The sequence below is a fragment of the Variovorax sp. P5_A3 genome, from assembly GCF_056400665.1.
On record NZ_JBFUKW010000008.1, the window covers coordinates 95,236 to 112,178 of the forward strand.

Below are 16,943 nucleotides of genomic sequence, written 5' to 3' on the forward strand. Positions count from 1 at the left end.
CCTAGTGTCCGACGACCTTGCCCCATTCCTGCTCATAGGTCGTGACGAGCACCTGGTTCGACAGCCGGTTGATTTCGGCCGGCACCCGTGCCATGTCGCGCGGAAAGTCGAACAGCAAGGGCAAGCTGTCCGTCGAGAGGAAGCGCAACCCTTCAGGCAGCGCATCAGGCTGCCGGTAGGGCCGGCGGCTCGCAATGATGTAGCCCCACTCGCCGAAGCTCGGCACGTGCGCGTGGTACGGCGTGGCCAGCAGCCCTACCGACTCGATGGTCGCCGCCACAGTCCAGAAACTCTGGCGCGCAACCAGCGGCGATGTGGTCTGGATCACTGCGTAGCCGCTCGCAGCCAGTCGCTTGTCGAGCAATGCGTAAAAGGAGTTGGTGTAGAGCTTGCCGATCGCGAAGTTGGTCGGGTCGGGAAAGTCGACCACGATCACGTCGAACATGTCGCCCGGTTGCTGGAGCCACTGGAATGCATCGGTGTTGACGATCCGCACCTTCGGGGATTTCAGCGATCTGCCGTTGAGCGCCGCCAGCGTATCGTGCTCGGTGAACAGCCGCGTCATGTTCGGATCGAGTTCGACCAGCGTGATGCTCTCGACGGAGGGGTACTTGAGTATCTCCCGCACCGCCATGCCGTCACCGCCGCCGAGCACGGCCACTTTCTTCGGCGCACCGTGCGCCGCCATCACAGGGTGTACCAATGCTTCGTGGTAGCGGTATTCGTCGCGCTCGGCGAACTGCAGGTTGCCGTTGAGGAACAACCGATGACCTGCGCTGCCGCGCGTGACCACGATGCGCTGGTAGGGCGAGGTCTCGCTGAAGACGATGCGGTCCTGGTAGAACTTGTCCTCCGCCAGCGTCGTGATGTGCTCCGCGAAGACGAAGGCACCGAGCAATGCAAGAAGCGCCAGTCCGCACGCGAGCGCGTGTGCACCGAGGCGCCGCAACTCGTGTCGAAACAGCCAGAGCGCCCATACCGCGACCGCCGCGTTCATGAGCCCGAAGAGGAGTCCTGTGCGGATCATTCCGAGCTGCGGCACGAGCAGGAGCGGGAACGCGATCGACACCGCGAGCGCGCCGAGGTAATCGAAGGTCAGCACCTGCGAGACCAGGTCCTTCAGCCCGATGTTGCGCCGGAGGATGCGCATGACGAGCGGGATCTCGAGACCCACCAGCGTGCCCACGACCAGCACCATTCCATACAGCAACAGACGGAAAGCCCCCGGTACGTACGCATTGGCGATGAAGAGGGCGGCTGGCAGCATGCCGCCGATCAACGCCACCATGAGTTCGATGCGCAGGAAGTGCGCGGGCAACTGGCGCTCGAAGTAGCGCGAGAGCCAGGAACCAACACCCATCGCGAACAGGTAGGTGCCGATGATGGTGCTGAACTGCAGCACCGAATCGCCGAGCAGGTAGGAGCTCAGCGCGGCTGCGCTCAGCTCGTAGACCAGCCCGCAGGCTGCAACCACGAACACGCTCGCGAGCAGTGCGATCTCCACGGGCTGCGGGCCGCTGCGTGCGGCCGGAATCGCGGACAAGGCCGCCTCCCTCAATGGATCGCGGCCGCGACGATGATGCAGATGCCCAGGCTCATCGCGGCGACGACCACACTCAGAGCCAGGTTCTGCTTTTCGACGATCTCCTGCCACAGGTCATAGGGGGTGACCTTGTCGATGATGAGAAAGCACAACAGGAAAACCGCTACCCCGATCAGCGCGTAGACGATCGACCCGAGGATGACGGCCGGCTTCAACCATTCAATGCCCATGATGAGGACCTCCGGAAAAAAAATTACTTGTGGCCACCGCCACTGGAATAGCCACCATACGACCCGCCTGAACCGCGCGAGCCGCCCGAACTGCTGCTGCAGGTGCTGAGGATGATCAGCAGGATGATGATGATCACGACGATCAGGATGATGGTGCCGCAGCCCAGGCTCGACGCCGCGCTCACCGGCAGCGCATCGTTGCGCTTGAACATGTCCTTCTTGCCGCCGAGCTTGAAAGCCGCCGCCACCGCCGCGCTGTCGATCCTGCTGCCGGACGACCAGGTCAGCTCGTTGGCCGAACGCTCCATCGAAAGCAGCGCGGCGCCGTTGGCGAAGTCGCGGTTGAAGGTCTTCTGGCCACGTTGCACCTGCCAGTAGAACTCGCCCGCGACGTAGCTGGTCTCGGCGTTGTAGGCGTACTGCTGCTGATAGACCTTGCCCAAGTAGGTCGCCCTGGCGCCGCTCTCGGCCATCGTCGGTGCCCCAGTGGTGGGCTTCACCATGCTCCAGCCGTCTTCCGCGTCGACCAGGAAGCTGAAGCCGCGCTTCTTGTTGTAGAGCAGGTATTCGCTCCAGCCGAAATGCTCGTCGTCGCCGGGCGCGACGCCCATGCGGTGCTGGAAACCGACCACCTGCCAATCCACGCCTTGCAGTTGACCGACGGCCCCGATGGCTATCAGCGGATCGACCGGCTCGTCCTGCATCGCATGCCGAAGTTCACCGCCGATACCCTGCGAGAGATCGATGATGCTCTTGCATGCGGGGCAGGTGACGCTCTTGCTGTCGACCAGGTTGACGGTGACCGGCGAGCCGCAATTCGGGCAATTGAAGCTGCGGCCTTTTTCTTCCTTGGCCGATTCGTCGCGCAAGCCGGTGAGTTGCAGGTCTTCGAGACGAACCGAACGGCCCAGGTATGCGCCTGGCGGCTCCGTGTCGTAGTCGAGGCTGAGCACCTCCCCCTTGTCGCTGCGCAGTTCGACCACCGGAAACCGGCGTCCAAGTTCGGGCAGGCGGGGGAGTTCGCCCTGTGCGGAGACCAGCGCGACCTGCTCGTTCGAGGCCACGGTGTAGTTCTGGCCGTTGAAGGCCGAGGTGGCGCCGACGCGCAGTTCGGCAGCCGGCGGCGCCGCGCGCTGCAACTGGAACGGCAGCGCGAAGACAAAGGCACCGTTGTCTTCGCTCAGGATGCCGGTGCGATCGCCGTCGAGCGACGCGATCCATTCGGTCCAGCGACCGCCGTCGTAGCTGTACTGCAGCCGGCCGATCAGCGTGAAGGGCTTGTTCTCGATGCGCCCCGCTGCGAACAATTGCAGCGGGCTGAAGTCGTCGAACAACTCCGCCATCTTGCCGGTGCGCGCAAGCGCATCGCCCTGCCGCACCACGGTGCTCTGGCAGTACGGGCAGACGGCATGCGTCGATTGCGCCGAGCGGAATTCAACCGGCGCCCCGCAGCCGGGGCAGGGCGCCCGGTAGAAGCGCTGCTGAGGGGACTCGGTGGCCAACGGGAGCGGGTCAGACCAGCTTCTTCAGAAGCTCCGCCTTCTTGGCGTCGAATTCTTCCTGGGTAAGGATGCCCTTGGTCTTGAGTTCGCCGAGCTTTTCCAGCGTGGTCATCACATCGGCCGGATTGACGACCGCCATGACGGGCTGCTGCGCCGGCACAGCGTTACCCTGGTTCAGGCCCTGGGCCAGATTCTGCGCGAGTACCTGGCCCAGTGCGACACCCGCACCCAGCCCCATCGCATCGCCCGCGATGCCGCCGCCGCTGCCGGCGCCTTCCGCAAACTTCGGAATGGCCTGCGCCGTCTGGTACTGCATGAACTTGCCCATGTCGTTGCCGACCATGCCCATGCCGATCTTCTGGTCGAGGATCTTCTGCAACTCTTCCGGCAGGGAGACGTTCTGGACCGTGATGTTCTCGAGCTTGATGCCGATCTTTGCGAACGCGGGCACGAGCTGCGTCGCCAGCGCCTCCGCAAACTGGATCTGGTTGGCGGCCAGATCGAGAAAGGGCACGCCGCTCGAGGCGATCGCATTGCTGATGTTCTGCAGCACGAGTCCGCGCAGCTGACCGTCGAGATCGGCCACCGTGTAGATGTCCCGGGTGCCCGAGATTTCCGTGTGGAACAGCTTGGCGTCGCCGATGCGGAAGCTGTAGTTGCCGAAGGCCCGGAGCCGCACGGCGCCGAAGTCCGTGTCGCGGATGGTGATCGGCTGGGGCGTGCCCCATTTCTGGTCCACCTGCTGGCGGGTACTGAAGAAATAGACGTCGCTCTTGAAGGGTGACTCGAAGAGCTTGTCCCAGTTCTTGAGATACGTGAGGACGGGCAGCGTCTGAGTCGTCAGCTTGTACATGCCGGGGCCGAACACATCCGCCACCTGGCCTTCATTGACGAACACGGCGATCTGCGACTCGCGCACGGTGAGGGAGCCGCCGTTCTGGATCTCCATGTCGGCCATCGGGAAGCGCCAGGCCAGCGTGCCATCGCCGGTCTCGGTCCACTGAATGATGTCGATGAACTGCTTCTTGATGAAATCCATCAGCGCCATGGTCGCTCCTCGTTGCAGGTTGCTGTGGCGGGCATATTGCCACAGCGCCTCAAGGACAACCCTGGGGATAGTTCCGGCACAACGACGTACTTGTCCACAGGCCCGCCGCGTTCTCCGAAGTTGTTCGCCTCGGCGCGACAGCACGGAAGCGATGCTGCGCACAGCTGTCGGGCGACGGCAAGCCCTTGTCGGCAAACAGGAAAGTGACCCTGTCCACAGCACAGGGCGTCCCTTACTACTACTACTAATCTAAATAGGAAGACTAAGTAGAAGAGATAGGAACAGCCGCCTTTCGCCACATTTCGGAGGTCGGCGCCATGCGCCCGCGTCGCGCTGGATCGAGGTCTACAATCGGCGCCCTTCACAAGAAGCGCCCCAGGAGGCACGGCCCAATGTCCGATTCGACTTCGCAGATCCCCACGCCCGAAGACAAGCGTGCCGAACTTCGCCGCGCGGCGCTCGAGTACCACGAGCATCCGGTTCCCGGAAAGATCTCGATCGCGGCGACCAAGCAGATGGTCAACCAGCGCGATCTGGCACTTGCCTACTCGCCGGGTGTCGCGGCGCCGTGCGAGGAAATCGTCAAGGACCCGGTCAATGCCTTCAAGTACACAGCGCGCGGGAATCTCGTGGCGGTCATCACCAACGGCACGGCCGTCCTGGGCCTCGGCGACATCGGGCCGCTGGCTTCGAAGCCGGTGATGGAAGGCAAGGGCGTGCTGTTCAAGAAGTTCGCCGGCGTCGACGTGTTCGACATCGAGATCGACGAGAAGGATCCGGCGAAGCTGGTCGACGTCATCGCCGCGCTGGAGCCGACTTTCGGCGCGATCAATCTCGAGGACATCAAGGCGCCCGATTGCTTCTATGTCGAGCGCGAGCTGCGCAAGCGCATGAAGATCCCGGTCTTCCACGATGACCAGCACGGCACGGCCATCACCGTCGCTGCTGCGATGCTGAACGGCTTGAAGGTGGTGGGCAAGGACATCTCGAAGGTCAAGCTGGTCACGTCCGGCGCGGGCGCGGCGGCGCTGGCTTGTCTCAACCTGCTGCTCAAGGTCGGGTTGAAGCGCGAGAACGTCTACGTGACCGACCTGGCAGGCGTGGTCTACGAAGGCCGCACCGAGTTGATGGACGACGACAAGCGCCAGTACATGCAGAAGACCGAGGCACGCAAGCTGGCAGAGGTGATCGAAGGGGCCGATGTGTTCCTCGGACTGTCGGCCGGCGGCGTCCTCAAGCCGGCGATGGTGGCCAAGATGGCGGCCAAGCCGGTGATCTTTGCATTGGCCAATCCGAATCCGGAGATCTCGCCGGAGGACGCGCACGCGGTGCGCGACGACGTTGTGATGGCGACTGGCCGGACGGACTACCCGAACCAGGTCAACAACGTCCTCTGCTTCCCGTACATCTTCCGTGGCGCGCTGGATTGCGGCGCGACCACCATCACCGACGAGATGGAAGTCGCGGCTGTCCATGCGATCGCCGAACTCGCACAGGCCGAGCAGAGCGAGCGCGTGGCGGCCGCCTATGCGGGAGAGAAGCTGAGCTTCGGCCCCGAGTACCTGATACCGAAGCCTTTCGATCCGCGGTTGATGATGAAGATCGCGCCCGCGGTCGCCAAGGCTGCGGCCGAAAGCGGTGTCGCGCTGCGTCCGATCACCGACCTCGACGCCTATCGCGACAAGCTCCAGACCTTCGTCTACACCTCCGGCAGCATGATGAAACCCATCTTCGATGCCGCCAAGCGCGCGCCGAAAAAGCGGGTTGCCTACTGCGAGGGTGAAGAAGAACGCGTGCTGCGCGCCGCGCAGATCGTGGTGGACGAAGGCATCGCTCGCCCGACCCTGATCGGCCGTCCCGCGATCATTGCGCAGCGCATCGAGAAGTTTGGTCTTCGGCTCAAGGAAGATCTCGATTACGACATCGTCAATGTCGAGCAGGATCGCCGCTATCGGGACTTCTGGCAGACGTACCACCGGATGACCGAACGCAAGGGCACGACGGTGCAGACGGCCAAGATCGAGATGCGTCGCCGTCTCACGCTGATCGGCGCCATGCTGCTGCACAAAGGTGACGTCGACGGAATGATCTGCGGCACGTGGGGCACCACCGCCATCCATCTGCACTACATCGACCAGGTGATCGGCAAGCGCCCTGGCGGCTGCGCGAGCACCCCTCAGAACGTGCCGATCTATGCCTGCATGAACGGCCTGCTGCTGCCGGAGCGCCAGGTGTTCCTGGTCGACACCCACGTCAACTACGACCCGACGCCGGAGGAACTCGCCGAGATCACGACGATGGCGGCGGAAGAAATGATGCGCTTCGGGCTGAAGCCGAAGGCGGCTCTGCTGTCGCATTCGAACTTCGGAAGCAGCAACCTGCCCACGGCTGTGAAGATGCGGCAGACGCTCGATCTTCTTCGCGTGCAAGCGCCCTGGCTTGAGGTCGACGGGGAAATGCACGGAGACGTTGCATTGGACGGCAAGCAGCGTGCGGCCGTCATGCCTCACAGCGCACTGGCAGGCAATGCCAATCTGCTCGTGTTTCCGAATATTGATTCGGCCAATATTTCCTACAACCTGCTCAAGACGGCGGCTGGCGGAAATATTGCTATTGGCCCGGTTCTGCTCGGTGCGGCCAAACCTGTGCACATCCTCACCGCCAGCGCGACGGTGCGCCGGATCGTGAATATGACGGCTCTCACTGTTGCGGACGCCAACGCCGAGCGATAGGCGTATCAGCGACAGTGGTCGCTAACTTCACCGGCGTTCGGAAAGCCCCGCGCCTGCTCAAAGATTGGGCAGGCGCTTGCTATTTGCGTGCCTCTGGTGCACACTTGCGGGCTTGAATTTGCGGGTTAACCCCAAGGTTAAACCCCCAATTCGGTCCCCGCCCCCCTTTTCCTTTTGATGCCTCATGGCGGCTTACGCCTCGATCACGTCCCCGGTTTCCAAGTTTGCGCTCACTAGCTTATTGCTGGTCGGCCTCGTGACTGGAATCCAGGCGCGCGAATGGTTCGGCAGCAGCGCCGGACAGCCGGCAAAGGAAACGATCGCGTTGACCGAATTGCCGGTGCAGGGCCAACGTACTTATGGGGCCATATTGAGCGGTGGTCCCTTCCGATACGAAAAAGACGGTGGGGTGTTCGGCAATCGCGAACGCCTGTTGCCGCAGGAACGGCGAGGCCACTACCGAGAGTACACGGTCGAAACGCCCGGTTCGCGTGACCGTGGTGCACGGCGCATCGTCTGCGGAGGCGAGCGTACGGCGCCATCAGGCTGCTGGTACACGGCAGATCACTATGCGAGCTTCAGGCGGATCGTGCCATGAGCGATGAACTGAATTGGAGCGGCGCGCCAAAGCGCCCCGAAGTAATGATGACGACAACCATGGAAAGACCTGCGGAGATGACCTTATCCCTTCGTGCCGTACGACCCAACATCGTGCAGTCGATTCGCGCATTTCGCGTGAACGACCTGCAGGAAGCGGCGCATGCGGCCGGTCAGCACTTTCTCTATGCCAACCTGGGCAATGCCCAGACCAAGCAGGACGTGCTGGACCTGATCGCACAGCAATTCACGTTCCCGCAGCACTTCGGCAAGAACTTCGACGCACTGTACGATTGCATGACCGATCCCTTGCACAAATCGGGCCCGCAGCCGGGTTTCGTGATCGTGCTCGAGCAGATCCCGGCCAATGCCAAGTTTGACAAGGAGGCGCGCGAGCAGTTGCTCGACATCTTCCGCGACGCCGCTGACTACTGGGGAGACCGGAAGATACCGTTCAGGTGCTTCTATTCTTTTCTGTAGCCCGTTCTGCACACACCAGCCAAGCAGAACGGGCGAACGAGGCTCAGCAAAACGGTGCGGACCCGGCACCCGACGCCGAAATCCAGAACGCAGACCCGTCGGCAGAAAAGATGCCGACCGACAAGTTGGTCGATGTGTCCCCGCTCGCGCTGCGCATGAGCAGCCCGTTCAATGCGGGGTACTGGTTGGCTGCAGCTTGACTGTTGCTCGCCCCCAGGCTGCGCGCACTTCGTGTCGCTTCGCCTACCCCCCACCGGGGGCAACACCAGCGGACCGGCGGAGCCGGATCCGCGGTGTTTCACGATCTCAGCCCGTCGATGACGGGCTTTTTTCATGGGGCTACTTGTTGGGTCAGGGCTACGTATTCGTGGACCGGGACTTCCTCGGCGCGGCGCTGGGTGTCGAAGGTGCCGGCGAAGCCATGTTGATCGAGCCACTTGCCCAGGGTGTGGCGCAAAAGCTTTCGACGTTGGCTGAACGCCACCTGGACGATTTCTCCCAGCCGGGCGGGATCGACCTCCGGCGGCTCGGCGAAGGGCACCATGCGCACGACGGCGCTGTCGACGCGCGGGGGTGGATCGAAGCTCTCCGGTGGCACGAACAGCACGTTGTCCATCGCGTAGCGCCATTGCAGCATGACGCTCAGGCGGCTGTAGTCGGAGGTCGCAGGGCTGGCCACCATGCGGTCGATCACTTCCTTCTGCAGCATGAAGTGCTGGTCGGCGATCAGGTGCGCGAAGCTCAGAAGATGGAACAGGATGGGCGTGGAGATGTTGTAGGGCAGGTTGCCGACAACGCGCAGAGCCTTTCCCGGTGACGTGACCAAGGTCGAGGCCAAGTCGGCGAAATCGACTTTCAATACGTCGGACTCGATCACGTTGAGCTGGCCATGGCCGCGCAAGCGTTGCGCAAGGTCACGGTCCAGCTCGATGACCGTCAGGCGGCCCAGCCGTTCGACCAGGGGCTGCGTGAGCGCCGCGAGACCCGGACCGATCTCGACCATCGCATCGCTCGGCTGCGGAGCGATCTCGCGCACTATTGCATCGATGATCCCGCCATCGGACAGGAAGTGCTGACCGAAGCGCTTGCGAGGAATGTGCTGCATCAAACCCAGGCGTTGCCTGTCACGATTGCGGAGGCTCGCGGTACTCGACGTAAGCCCGCGCGCGCACTTCCTGAGCCCAGGTTTCGGTGCTTTCCGCAATCCTCTTCTGGCGCAGCACGGCTCTCGCGGCTTCGCGTTGCTCGGCCTGGCTCAACTTGGCGTCGCGACGCGCGGTCACCTGAATCAGGTGCACGCCAAAGCGTGACACCACCGGATCGCTGATCTGGCCCGGTGCCAGCCGGTTCATGGCTTCTTCGAACTCGGGCACGAACTGGCCAGGCCGCGCCCAGCCCAGGTCGCCGCCATCCTTGGCGCTGGCGTCCTGCGAGTTGTCGCGCGCGAGGACGGCGAAATCGGCCGTACCTTTTTGCAGCTGCTGCTTGAACTCGTTCAGTTTCGCGACGGAATCGGCTGTGGGGTGCTTCGCGTCGGCAAGCAAAATGATATGGCGAACTTGTGTCTGGGTTACCACGGCGTCGCTGGCGCCGGGCTGGGACTTGGCCAGCAACTTCAGCACGTGAAAGCCGGTACTCGAACGCACAGGCCCAATGATGCCGCCGATCGGGGTGGACTGGGTGGCCTCGACCAGCAGGGGCGGATAACGATCGGCGCTGCGCATGCCGATGGCGCCGCCGGAAGCACGGTCGGGTGAGTCGGAGAATTCCTGAACGAGCTTCGCGAAGTCTTCGCCGGCACGCGCCCTCTGGGCAAGGCCCTGCGCACGTTGCTGCAGCTTCGCCACATCGGCTTCGCTGGCGGACTCGGGCACGGCGACCAGCAGTTGGGCGATATTGATGTTCGGGGGAATTGCCGCGTTCGTGCCGCTGCGCTGTTCCCGGATGTACTGGTCGACCTCCACATCGCTGATCTTGACCTTGCCTTCGATTTCACGGTCGCGCAGGCGAATCAGCATGAGTTGCTCGCGAAGTTCGCGGCGGAACTGCTCCTGCGAGAGGCCTTCTTCCGTGACACGTCGACGCAACTCGGCCACGCTGATCTGGTTTTGCCGGGCGACGGTCTGCTCGGCCTGGTCGACCGCGACATCGTCGATCTTGATGCCTTGTTCCTTCGCCACCTGCATCTGGGCGCGCTCGCCGATGAGGCGCTCCAGCACCAGGCGCATCAGTTCCGGCCGCGGATAGCGCTCCGCTTCGGGGTTTTCTCGGAGGATGCGGACCGCACGCGCCTGGACCTCGTTGTTGGTGATGGGTTCGGAATTGACCAGCGCCACGATGTACTCGGCCGAGCGCTGGACATTCGGTGCCGGGGCGCGTGGCGCGGCCGGTGCGGGTGCGAGTCGCGGACCGGCGCGCATGATGTCAGTGATGCCGCCTTGCGCACCGGCGGCAGTTGCCAGCGTGGCGAGGCAAGCCAGGGTCAGGATGGAGCGAAAGTGATTCATGGCAGTGCTCGGTCTCAGTCGTAATTGGTGAAGCGGCTCGGTCCCGCGATCGGCTGGCGCAGGGGGGTGTACCGCTGGATGTTCTGCGTCAATGTGCGTCTCGGGCTCGATCCCACGCTGGCAAAGCCGACAAACTCAAGCTGGAACATGATCCGCGTATTCGCGGTCACCTGCCCGGTCGTGACGCGCTCCAGCACCACGCGTCCGATCCAGCAGCAACCGTCGTATTCGAAGCCGAGTACGCCATCGGTCAGCTTGCTGTCCTGCAGGCTGTAGTTGAGCCGACCCACTGCGTACCAGCGCCCGCCACCCTGACCACGGCCTGCGCCCAGCTCCTTGCCCGTGTCGCCCCACAGGTCGTTGATCGGCCACTGCCAGCTCACGTCGATCGACTTGTTTCCGTCCTCGGAAGTAGGCGTGCTGTTGGCCTGATAGCGATAAGCGGCGCTGATCGAGCGGTAGGGTCCGGGGTTGTAACGCGCGCTGATGGCCGTGCGCGTCGACGTTTGCGTATCCGGATTGTATTGGACCGTGCCGTCTACGCTCCATTTGGGGGTCCAATTGATCTGGGCGCCCAGCAGGATGTCGCTCAGGCGATCGGTCACGGGAGGAACGCCGGGCAAAGTGACGAGCTGGTCTTCGAAGCGCAGGCGCTGCGCGATGCCGAAACGGGCGGCTTCCGCGCCGGTGTCGGGGTCGATGAAGCGGGTGCTGACGCCGAGGGTCAGCAGGTTGCTGTCGGAGATGCGATCGTTGCCCGAAAAGGCGTTCTCGGTGTAGATCGTCGCGAAGTTGAAATCGTTCTGCGCCGAATCGTAGTTCGGCAAGTAGTTCTGGTTTCGAAACGGCGTGTACACGTAGTAGGCACGGGGCTCCAGCGTTTGCTGGAAGGCACGTCCGAACAAGCTGGTGTCACGCTCGAAGACCAGCCCGCTGTCGAGGCTGAACGTGGGGACCGTGCGGGTCGCGCTTCTGGTCACTTCAAAGACCTGGGTGTTGCCGATGTCGAAGGTGTTTTTCAGTATCGGAGCATCGAACTGGTAGGCCGTGGCGTTCAGCATGACCTTCGGGATGATGAAGGTGCCGGGCGTCAGGAAGGGCCGGCTCAGGCTTGCGATGCCGAAAACGCGTTCGCCATTGGGCTGGCACGCCACGGACGAATTGGACGGAATCGAGCCGAGACACTGTTCGATCGGGTTCGTCTCGAACCGTGAGTAGTCGGTATTCAGCGAAAAATCGAAGCCGTTCCAGTCGTACTTGTTGTAGTTCGCCGTGATCTGCGGCATCCGGTCGTAGGGCGGAACGATCGGCGCGGGCGCGTACTGCAGCGTCTGGTAACTCAAGGCACGCGCCATCCCGCTCCAGTCGCCCTTGCTCCAGTTGAGCGTGCCGTCGTTCGACAGGAGGCGCTGCGTGAGCGACGGCGTGCGCGTGAAGTCGCGCCAGTAGTCGTTGTCGCTCACCCGATTGATGTTGAGCGTGCCGACCAGCGAATCGAGGCCGAAATACGGGCCGTCGAATCGTTGCTCGTGGTGCGTCCAGATGCCCCAGCGATCGGTGTCGCGCAGACGGTCGTAGGGCATGTAGTCGGCCCGGATCTCGCCGCTGTAGCTGTTTTCGAGGTACCGGAACTCGGTCCCGATGTTGATGCCGCGCTTCGACATCAACTCGGGATAGATCGTCGCGTCACGATTGGGCGCGATGTTCCAGTAGTACGGCACGGTGATGTCGATGCCGTTCACGCTGTCGATACCGATGACCGGCGGCAGGAGGCCACTCTTGCGATCGTTGCTGAGCGGAAAGCTCACGGATGGGAACGGAGGTGTGCTCACGCCCATGAACGTGACTCGCGCGTTGGTGGCAACGCCGACGTTTTCCTCGGTGTCGGTGGTGAGTGTTGCGGCGCTCAGCAGCCATGCGGGCATCCAGCCTGGGTAGTCTTCGGGCCGGCACGTGGTGTACGTCGCGGTGCGGGCCACCGACACATTGCTGTCCACGAAATCGATGCGCTCAGCCGTGCCATGCGCCCCGTTGACCAGGAAGCGGTAGCGAACGTTGTTGAAGAAGCCCTCGAAAGTCTCGATACGGAGCTGAAGCTCGGGCCCTTCGTAGACGTTGCCGGCCTGGTTCACATGAACGTTGCCGGTCGCCTTGGCGAGATCCTCGGGTTGGTAGTACTCCAGCCGGTCGGCGGTGACCATGGTGTCGCCGCGACGCAGCGACGCATTGCCTTCGACCACTGTCTCGAGGTCGGGACGTCCGGAAATGCGGTCGCCATTGACGAAGGTCGGCAATTGGCCGCGCTGCTGGGGAGTGATGGTTTCGGTGAGTTGCGGCGTGCGCTTGAGAACCATCGGCGCGTCGAGACCGGCATCCTGTGCATGCGCGCCATGCGCATGCAGCAGGGCAAGAGACAGCACCGCCAGCGGCAAGGGCGGGCGGGACCGGCGCCAGGCGGCTCGGTTCAGGTCAGGCATCGGTACGGAACAAATATCGTCTGGAGGGGGATGACGGCGCCAGGAGACCGGCGGGTTGCGAAGCTCCGCGCCAGGCGGATTTGTAGAATTGATTATCCATGACAGCCTCCCCGCCACCGGCCAACGGCGCCGCGACACCTTTCGATCCACCCGCCTGGAGCGACCCGATCCGCGCCCAGGCCTTCAGCCAGTGGATGGAGCGCATCGCCGCAGCGCACCGACTCCTGCCGTCCACGGTGCGTCTTGCTTCGGCAGATGCAAGCTTCAGGCGCTATTTCCGGGTCGACGCGAGCGACGGCGGCCCGACCCGCATCGTGATGGACGCCCCGCCGGCCCAGGAGAACAGCGCGCCTTTCGTGCAGGTCGCGAAGCTGATGACCGAAGCCGGCGTGACTGCTCCCCAGGTGCTCGAATGGGACGAAGTCAACGGTTTTCTGTTGCTGGACGACCTGGGCGCGCAGACGATGCTCGATGTGATCGATCCGTCCCGTCCGGATGCGGCACGCCCGCTCTACGCGAAGGCGATCGATGCGCTGATCCTCTGGCAGAAGGCCTCCCGCCCCGGCGTCCTTCCGCCCTACGATCAGGCGCTGCTGGAGCGCGAACTCTCACTTTTTCCGCAGTGGTACATCATGCAGCACCGCGGATTGCCCGTGGAAGGCAAGCTGAAGGAGCGACTCGAACGCAGCTTCAGGCTGATCGTCGAGAGCAACCTGGCGGCACCGCGCGTCTACGTGCATCGCGATTTCATGCCACGCAACCTGATGGTCAACGGCGGCCCTTCGCTCGGGGTGCTGGACTTCCAGGACGCCGTCCATGGCCCGATCACCTATGACGTCGCCAGCCTGATGCGCGACGCCTTCCTGAGCTGGGACGAGGAATTCGTGCTGGACGTGACGGTGCGCTACTGGGAACAGGCCCGCAAGGCCGGCTTGCCGGTGGACGAGGATTTCGGCGCTTTCTATCGTGCGGTCGAGTGGATGGGTCTGCAAAGGCATCTGAAGGTCGCCGGTATCTTTGCGCGGCTCACGCTGCGCGACGGCAAGCCCAAGTACCTCGCCGACACGCCGCGCTTCATCGCCTACATCCGGGCCACGGCAAGCCGCTACACCGAACTCACGCCCTTGCTTCGCGTCATCGACGAAGTCGAAAGCACCACGGCCGTGAGCGGCTTCGCCTACGGACGGGTGTGACGGCGCGCTTTCACTGCGCGACGGCGCTGACCGCGAACAGCGCGCTGACGCTGCCGCCCGGTGCCGCGCGCCACGTGCAGGTGCTGCGGATGCAGCCAGGCGATGCGTTGACCCTGTTCGACGGCAGCGGGGGTGAATACGCGGCAACGGTCGAGCGGATGGGCCGCAGCGAAGTCTCGGTCCAGGTCGGCGCGCATACCGCGATCGAACGCGAGGCACCGCGCGCCCTGCATCTGGCGGTCGGCATGCCGGCCAACGAGCGCATGGACTGGCTGGTCGAGAAGGCCACCGAACTGGGCGTGGCGAGCATCCAGCCGCTCATGACCGCGCACGGTGTGCTGCGGCTGTCGGGCGAGCGAGCGGACAAGAAGCGCGGGCATTGGGAGGCCATCGCCATCGCGGCCTGCGAGCAATGCGGCCGCAACCGGGTGCCCCTGATTCATCCGGTCCAATCGTTGGCCGGCTGGCTGGCCAAGCCTGTCGCAGATGCCGACAGATTCATCCTGAGCCTCGCTGACGGGACGCAAGCGATATCCGCTGTCCGCGACGGTGCTTCCAGCCATCTTCGCGACGCGTGGGTTCTGAGCGGGCCGGAAGGCGGTCTCAGTGCCGTCGAGGAACAGGACGCGATTGCGCTCGGCTTTGCCCCCCTCACGCTCGGCCCCCGCGTTTTGCGCGCTGAAACCGCAGCACTGGCGGCACTGGCGTTGCTTTGCACTTAACCCTTCAATCTCATGCCATCTCGTTCCGTCCCCATGCGCCTTGCACCCATCCTGCTCGCGGCACTGTGTGCTGCGGGTGCCGCTCATGCACAGGGATCTGCCGTGGCGCCGACGCCATCGCAGGTGAAGCCAGCGGTTGATCAGGCCTATACCCAGCTTCTCGCCGCACCGTCCATCACGCAACTGCTCGACGCGGTGAAAGCCGATCACGAGCGTTCCGTCGAAGATCTGAAGACGCTCACCGAAATCGAGGCACCGCCCTTCAAGGAACAGAAGCGTGCCGAGGCTTTTCTCGCCCGCCTGAAGGCGCTGGGGTTGACCGATGCGCACATCGACGGCGAAGGCAACGTGATCGGCGTGCGCAAGGGCACCGGCAACGGTCCGAGGCTGCTGATCTCGGCGCACCTGGACACGGTCTTCCCGGCCGGCACCGACGTCAAGGTGAAGGAGCGCGACGGCAAGCTCTACGCGCCGGGAATCTCCGATGACACGCGCGGGCTCGCGGTGTTGCTGTCATGGCTCAAGGTGCTGAACGAGAACAAGATCCAGACGGTGGGCGACCTCATGTTCGTCGGCAACGTCGGCGAGGAAGAACTGGGCAACCTGCGAGGCATGAAGGCGATCTTCCGCGATCATCTCGACATCGACGGCATGGTGGGCGTCGAGCCGGCGCCCGACGGCAACGTGCTGCTGCTCGGCACCGCCAGCCATCGCTACGAGGTGAGCTTCAAGGGACCGGGCGGCCACAGCTATGCTGCCTTCGGCCAGGTGCCCAGTGCAATCCACGGCATGGGCCGTGCAATCGCCAAGATCGCCGACATCAAGACGCCGAGCTTTCCGAAGACCACGTTCACGGTCGGCACGGTGGGCGGGGGCACGTCGGTCAACACCATCGCGCCGGATGCGCGCATGGCGGTCGACATTCGCTCGGACGACATGGCTGCGCTGCTCGACACCGAGAAGAAGGTGCTGGCCGCGATCGACGAGGCCGTGGCCGAAGAAAACAAGCGCTGGAATGTCACGACGCTGAGTGCCTCCAGCAAGCTGATAGGCGACCGGCCCGGCGGACGCACCGCATCGGACTCGGTGATCGTCGAAGCGGCCGTGCGATCGAACGCCGCTTTCGGCCACAAGACGCTGCTGACCGGGGCGAGCACCGATGCGAACGTACCGATGTCGCTGGGCATTCCCGCCATCATCATCGGCGGCGGAGGAAAGACAGGCGGGTTTCACGCACTCTCGGAGTGGATCGACGTGACAGACGGGTGGAAGGGCGCGCAGAATGCCCTCGTGACGGTTCTCGGGCTGGTCGGGGTCCAGGGCGTGAGCGAGCCCCTGTTGGCAAAGCGGCCCCCACGCTCGAAGTAAAGTCTCGCCCCCAATCAAACATTCAGGAGGTTCATCATGGGATTGCTCGATTCAGTTTTAGGACAAGTGCTAGGCGGCGCGCAGGCACAACCACAGGCAGGTGGCGTCGGCAGTCTTGGTGGCCTCGCCGGCATGGGTGACCTCGGCGGATTCGCCGGTGCGCTCGGCGGCTTGCTCGCCAACAACGGCGAGCTCGGTGGCCTCGGCGGTCTGGTCTCCAAGTTCGAGCAGGCCGGCATGGGCGACGTCATCGGGTCCTGGGTGGGCAAGGGCGACAACGCACCGATTTCGGGCGGGCAGTTGCAGCAGGTGCTCGGCAGCGACGCCATCTCGGGGATCGCGCAGAAGCTCGGGATCAACGCCTCGACGCTGCTGCCGTTGCTGGCGACCATGCTGCCCACGCTGATCGATCAGCTGACACCGAAGGGCCAGGTGCCTGCGGAAGGCCTGGGCAATCACGACGACCTGCTGTCGTCGCTCAGCGGGTTGCTGCAGAAGGGTTAGTGCGCACGCCCGTCTGTGCTCGCACGGACCATGGCGCCTC

General features: G+C 63.7%; 15 protein-coding genes. 8 read left to right on the plus strand and 7 right to left on the minus strand.

Annotated features, from left to right (window positions below; all coding sequences use genetic code 11):
• Window position 1 precedes the first annotated feature (1 nt).
• From AC1D3B_RS14010 to AC1D3B_RS14025, 4 genes are read right to left on the minus strand one after another with little or no spacing between them, the layout of a single operon-like run.
• Window positions 2-1,543 (minus strand): polyamine aminopropyltransferase, encoded by a 1,542-nt coding sequence (locus AC1D3B_RS14010; protein ID WP_478191275.1) that lies wholly within the window; start codon window positions 1,541-1,543, stop codon window positions 2-4.
• An 11-nt stretch (window positions 1,544-1,554) separates the two neighbouring features.
• Window positions 1,555-1,773 carry a DUF350 domain-containing protein gene (locus AC1D3B_RS14015; protein WP_028249881.1) on the minus strand — a complete coding sequence of 73 codons (219 nt, stop codon included), beginning with the start codon at window positions 1,771-1,773 and terminating at the stop codon, window positions 1,555-1,557.
• Between the two features lie 23 nt (window positions 1,774-1,796).
• Window positions 1,797-3,275, minus strand: a complete 1,479-nt coding sequence (locus tag AC1D3B_RS14020) for a DUF4178 domain-containing protein (RefSeq protein ID WP_478191276.1) — start codon at window positions 3,273-3,275, stop codon at window positions 1,797-1,799.
• 10 nt (window positions 3,276-3,285) lie between these two features.
• The gene (locus AC1D3B_RS14025) at window positions 3,286-4,323 is read right to left on the minus strand and encodes an SPFH domain-containing protein (protein WP_478191277.1); all 1,038 of its coding nucleotides are present in this window, start codon (window positions 4,321-4,323) and stop codon (window positions 3,286-3,288) included.
• 392 nt (window positions 4,324-4,715) lie between these two features.
• On the opposite strand from AC1D3B_RS14025, the gene AC1D3B_RS14030 reads away from it, so the two are divergent.
• The 4 genes from AC1D3B_RS14030 (at window position 4,716) to AC1D3B_RS14045 (ending at window position 8,332) form a co-directional block, all read left to right on the plus strand.
• Complete coding sequence (locus AC1D3B_RS14030; protein ID WP_478191278.1) at window positions 4,716-7,055, plus strand: NADP-dependent malic enzyme; 2,340 nt, start codon at window positions 4,716-4,718, stop codon at window positions 7,053-7,055.
• Window positions 7,056-7,239: 184 nt separating this feature from the next.
• Window positions 7,240-7,653 (plus strand): guanyl-specific ribonuclease, encoded by a 414-nt coding sequence (locus tag AC1D3B_RS14035; protein WP_478191279.1) that lies wholly within the window; start codon window positions 7,240-7,242, stop codon window positions 7,651-7,653.
• Window positions 7,654-7,700: 47 nt separating this feature from the next.
• The gene (locus AC1D3B_RS14040; RefSeq protein ID WP_435517379.1) at window positions 7,701-8,132 is read left to right on the plus strand and encodes a barstar family protein; all 432 of its coding nucleotides are present in this window, start codon (window positions 7,701-7,703) and stop codon (window positions 8,130-8,132) included.
• Window positions 8,111-8,332 (plus strand): hypothetical protein, encoded by a 222-nt coding sequence (locus tag AC1D3B_RS14045; RefSeq protein ID WP_478191280.1) that lies wholly within the window; start codon window positions 8,111-8,113, stop codon window positions 8,330-8,332. Before AC1D3B_RS14040 ends, AC1D3B_RS14045 begins: the two co-directional genes overlap by 22 nt.
• 131 nt (window positions 8,333-8,463) lie before the next feature.
• On the opposite strand, the gene rsmA is transcribed toward AC1D3B_RS14045, so the two are convergent.
• From rsmA to AC1D3B_RS14060, 3 genes are read right to left on the minus strand one after another with little or no spacing between them, the layout of a single operon-like run.
• On the minus strand, window positions 8,464-9,237 hold the full coding sequence (gene rsmA, locus AC1D3B_RS14050) for a 16S rRNA (adenine(1518)-N(6)/adenine(1519)-N(6))-dimethyltransferase RsmA (RefSeq protein WP_478191281.1): 774 nt from the start codon (window positions 9,235-9,237) through the stop codon (window positions 8,464-8,466).
• A 19-nt stretch (window positions 9,238-9,256) separates the two neighbouring features.
• On the minus strand, window positions 9,257-10,639 hold the full coding sequence (locus AC1D3B_RS14055; RefSeq protein ID WP_478191282.1) for a peptidylprolyl isomerase: 1,383 nt from the start codon (window positions 10,637-10,639) through the stop codon (window positions 9,257-9,259).
• A gap of 14 nt (window positions 10,640-10,653) precedes the next feature.
• Window positions 10,654-13,116, minus strand: a complete 2,463-nt coding sequence (locus AC1D3B_RS14060; protein WP_478191283.1) for an LPS-assembly protein LptD — start codon at window positions 13,114-13,116, stop codon at window positions 10,654-10,656.
• Between the two features lie 98 nt (window positions 13,117-13,214).
• Between AC1D3B_RS14060 and AC1D3B_RS14065 the strand changes: the two genes are divergently transcribed.
• Genes AC1D3B_RS14065 through AC1D3B_RS14080 form a run of 4 tightly spaced genes read left to right on the plus strand, consistent with a single transcriptional unit; the run spans window position 13,215 to window position 16,903 of the window.
• Window positions 13,215-14,309 (plus strand): aminoglycoside phosphotransferase family protein, encoded by a 1,095-nt coding sequence (locus AC1D3B_RS14065; RefSeq protein WP_478191284.1) that lies wholly within the window; start codon window positions 13,215-13,217, stop codon window positions 14,307-14,309.
• Window positions 14,306-15,031 carry a 16S rRNA (uracil(1498)-N(3))-methyltransferase gene (locus tag AC1D3B_RS14070; protein WP_478191285.1) on the plus strand — a complete coding sequence of 242 codons (726 nt, stop codon included), beginning with the start codon at window positions 14,306-14,308 and terminating at the stop codon, window positions 15,029-15,031. Before AC1D3B_RS14065 ends, AC1D3B_RS14070 begins: the two co-directional genes overlap by 4 nt.
• A gap of 33 nt (window positions 15,032-15,064) precedes the next feature.
• Window positions 15,065-16,399: a M20/M25/M40 family metallo-hydrolase gene (locus AC1D3B_RS14075; protein WP_478191286.1), complete on the plus strand. Its 1,335-nt coding sequence runs from the start codon at window positions 15,065-15,067 to the stop codon at window positions 16,397-16,399.
• A 36-nt stretch (window positions 16,400-16,435) separates the two neighbouring features.
• Window positions 16,436-16,903, plus strand: a complete 468-nt coding sequence (locus tag AC1D3B_RS14080) for a YidB family protein (RefSeq protein WP_478191287.1) — start codon at window positions 16,436-16,438, stop codon at window positions 16,901-16,903.
• Window positions 16,904-16,943 lie beyond the last annotated feature (40 nt).

Coding starts and splice junctions, on each gene's coding strand:
- AC1D3B_RS14015 (WP_028249881.1), bottom strand. CDS start 1,773: ATGGGCATTGAATGGTTGAAGCCGGCCGTCATCCTCGGGTCGATCGTC.
- AC1D3B_RS14025 (WP_478191277.1), bottom strand. CDS start 4,323: ATGGCGCTGATGGATTTCATCAAGAAGCAGTTCATCGACATCATTCAG.
- AC1D3B_RS14030 (WP_478191278.1), top strand. CDS start 4,716: ATGTCCGATTCGACTTCGCAGATCCCCACGCCCGAAGACAAGCGTGCC.
- AC1D3B_RS14035 (WP_478191279.1), top strand. CDS start 7,240: ATGGCGGCTTACGCCTCGATCACGTCCCCGGTTTCCAAGTTTGCGCTC.
- AC1D3B_RS14040 (WP_435517379.1), top strand. CDS start 7,701: ATGACGACAACCATGGAAAGACCTGCGGAGATGACCTTATCCCTTCGT.
- rsmA (WP_478191281.1), bottom strand. CDS start 9,237: ATGCAGCACATTCCTCGCAAGCGCTTCGGTCAGCACTTCCTGTCCGAT.
- AC1D3B_RS14055 (WP_478191282.1), bottom strand. CDS start 10,639: ATGAATCACTTTCGCTCCATCCTGACCCTGGCTTGCCTCGCCACGCTG.
- AC1D3B_RS14060 (WP_478191283.1), bottom strand. CDS start 13,116: ATGCCTGACCTGAACCGAGCCGCCTGGCGCCGGTCCCGCCCGCCCTTG.
- AC1D3B_RS14065 (WP_478191284.1), top strand. CDS start 13,215: ATGACAGCCTCCCCGCCACCGGCCAACGGCGCCGCGACACCTTTCGAT.
- AC1D3B_RS14075 (WP_478191286.1), top strand. CDS start 15,065: ATGCGCCTTGCACCCATCCTGCTCGCGGCACTGTGTGCTGCGGGTGCC.
- AC1D3B_RS14080 (WP_478191287.1), top strand. CDS start 16,436: ATGGGATTGCTCGATTCAGTTTTAGGACAAGTGCTAGGCGGCGCGCAG.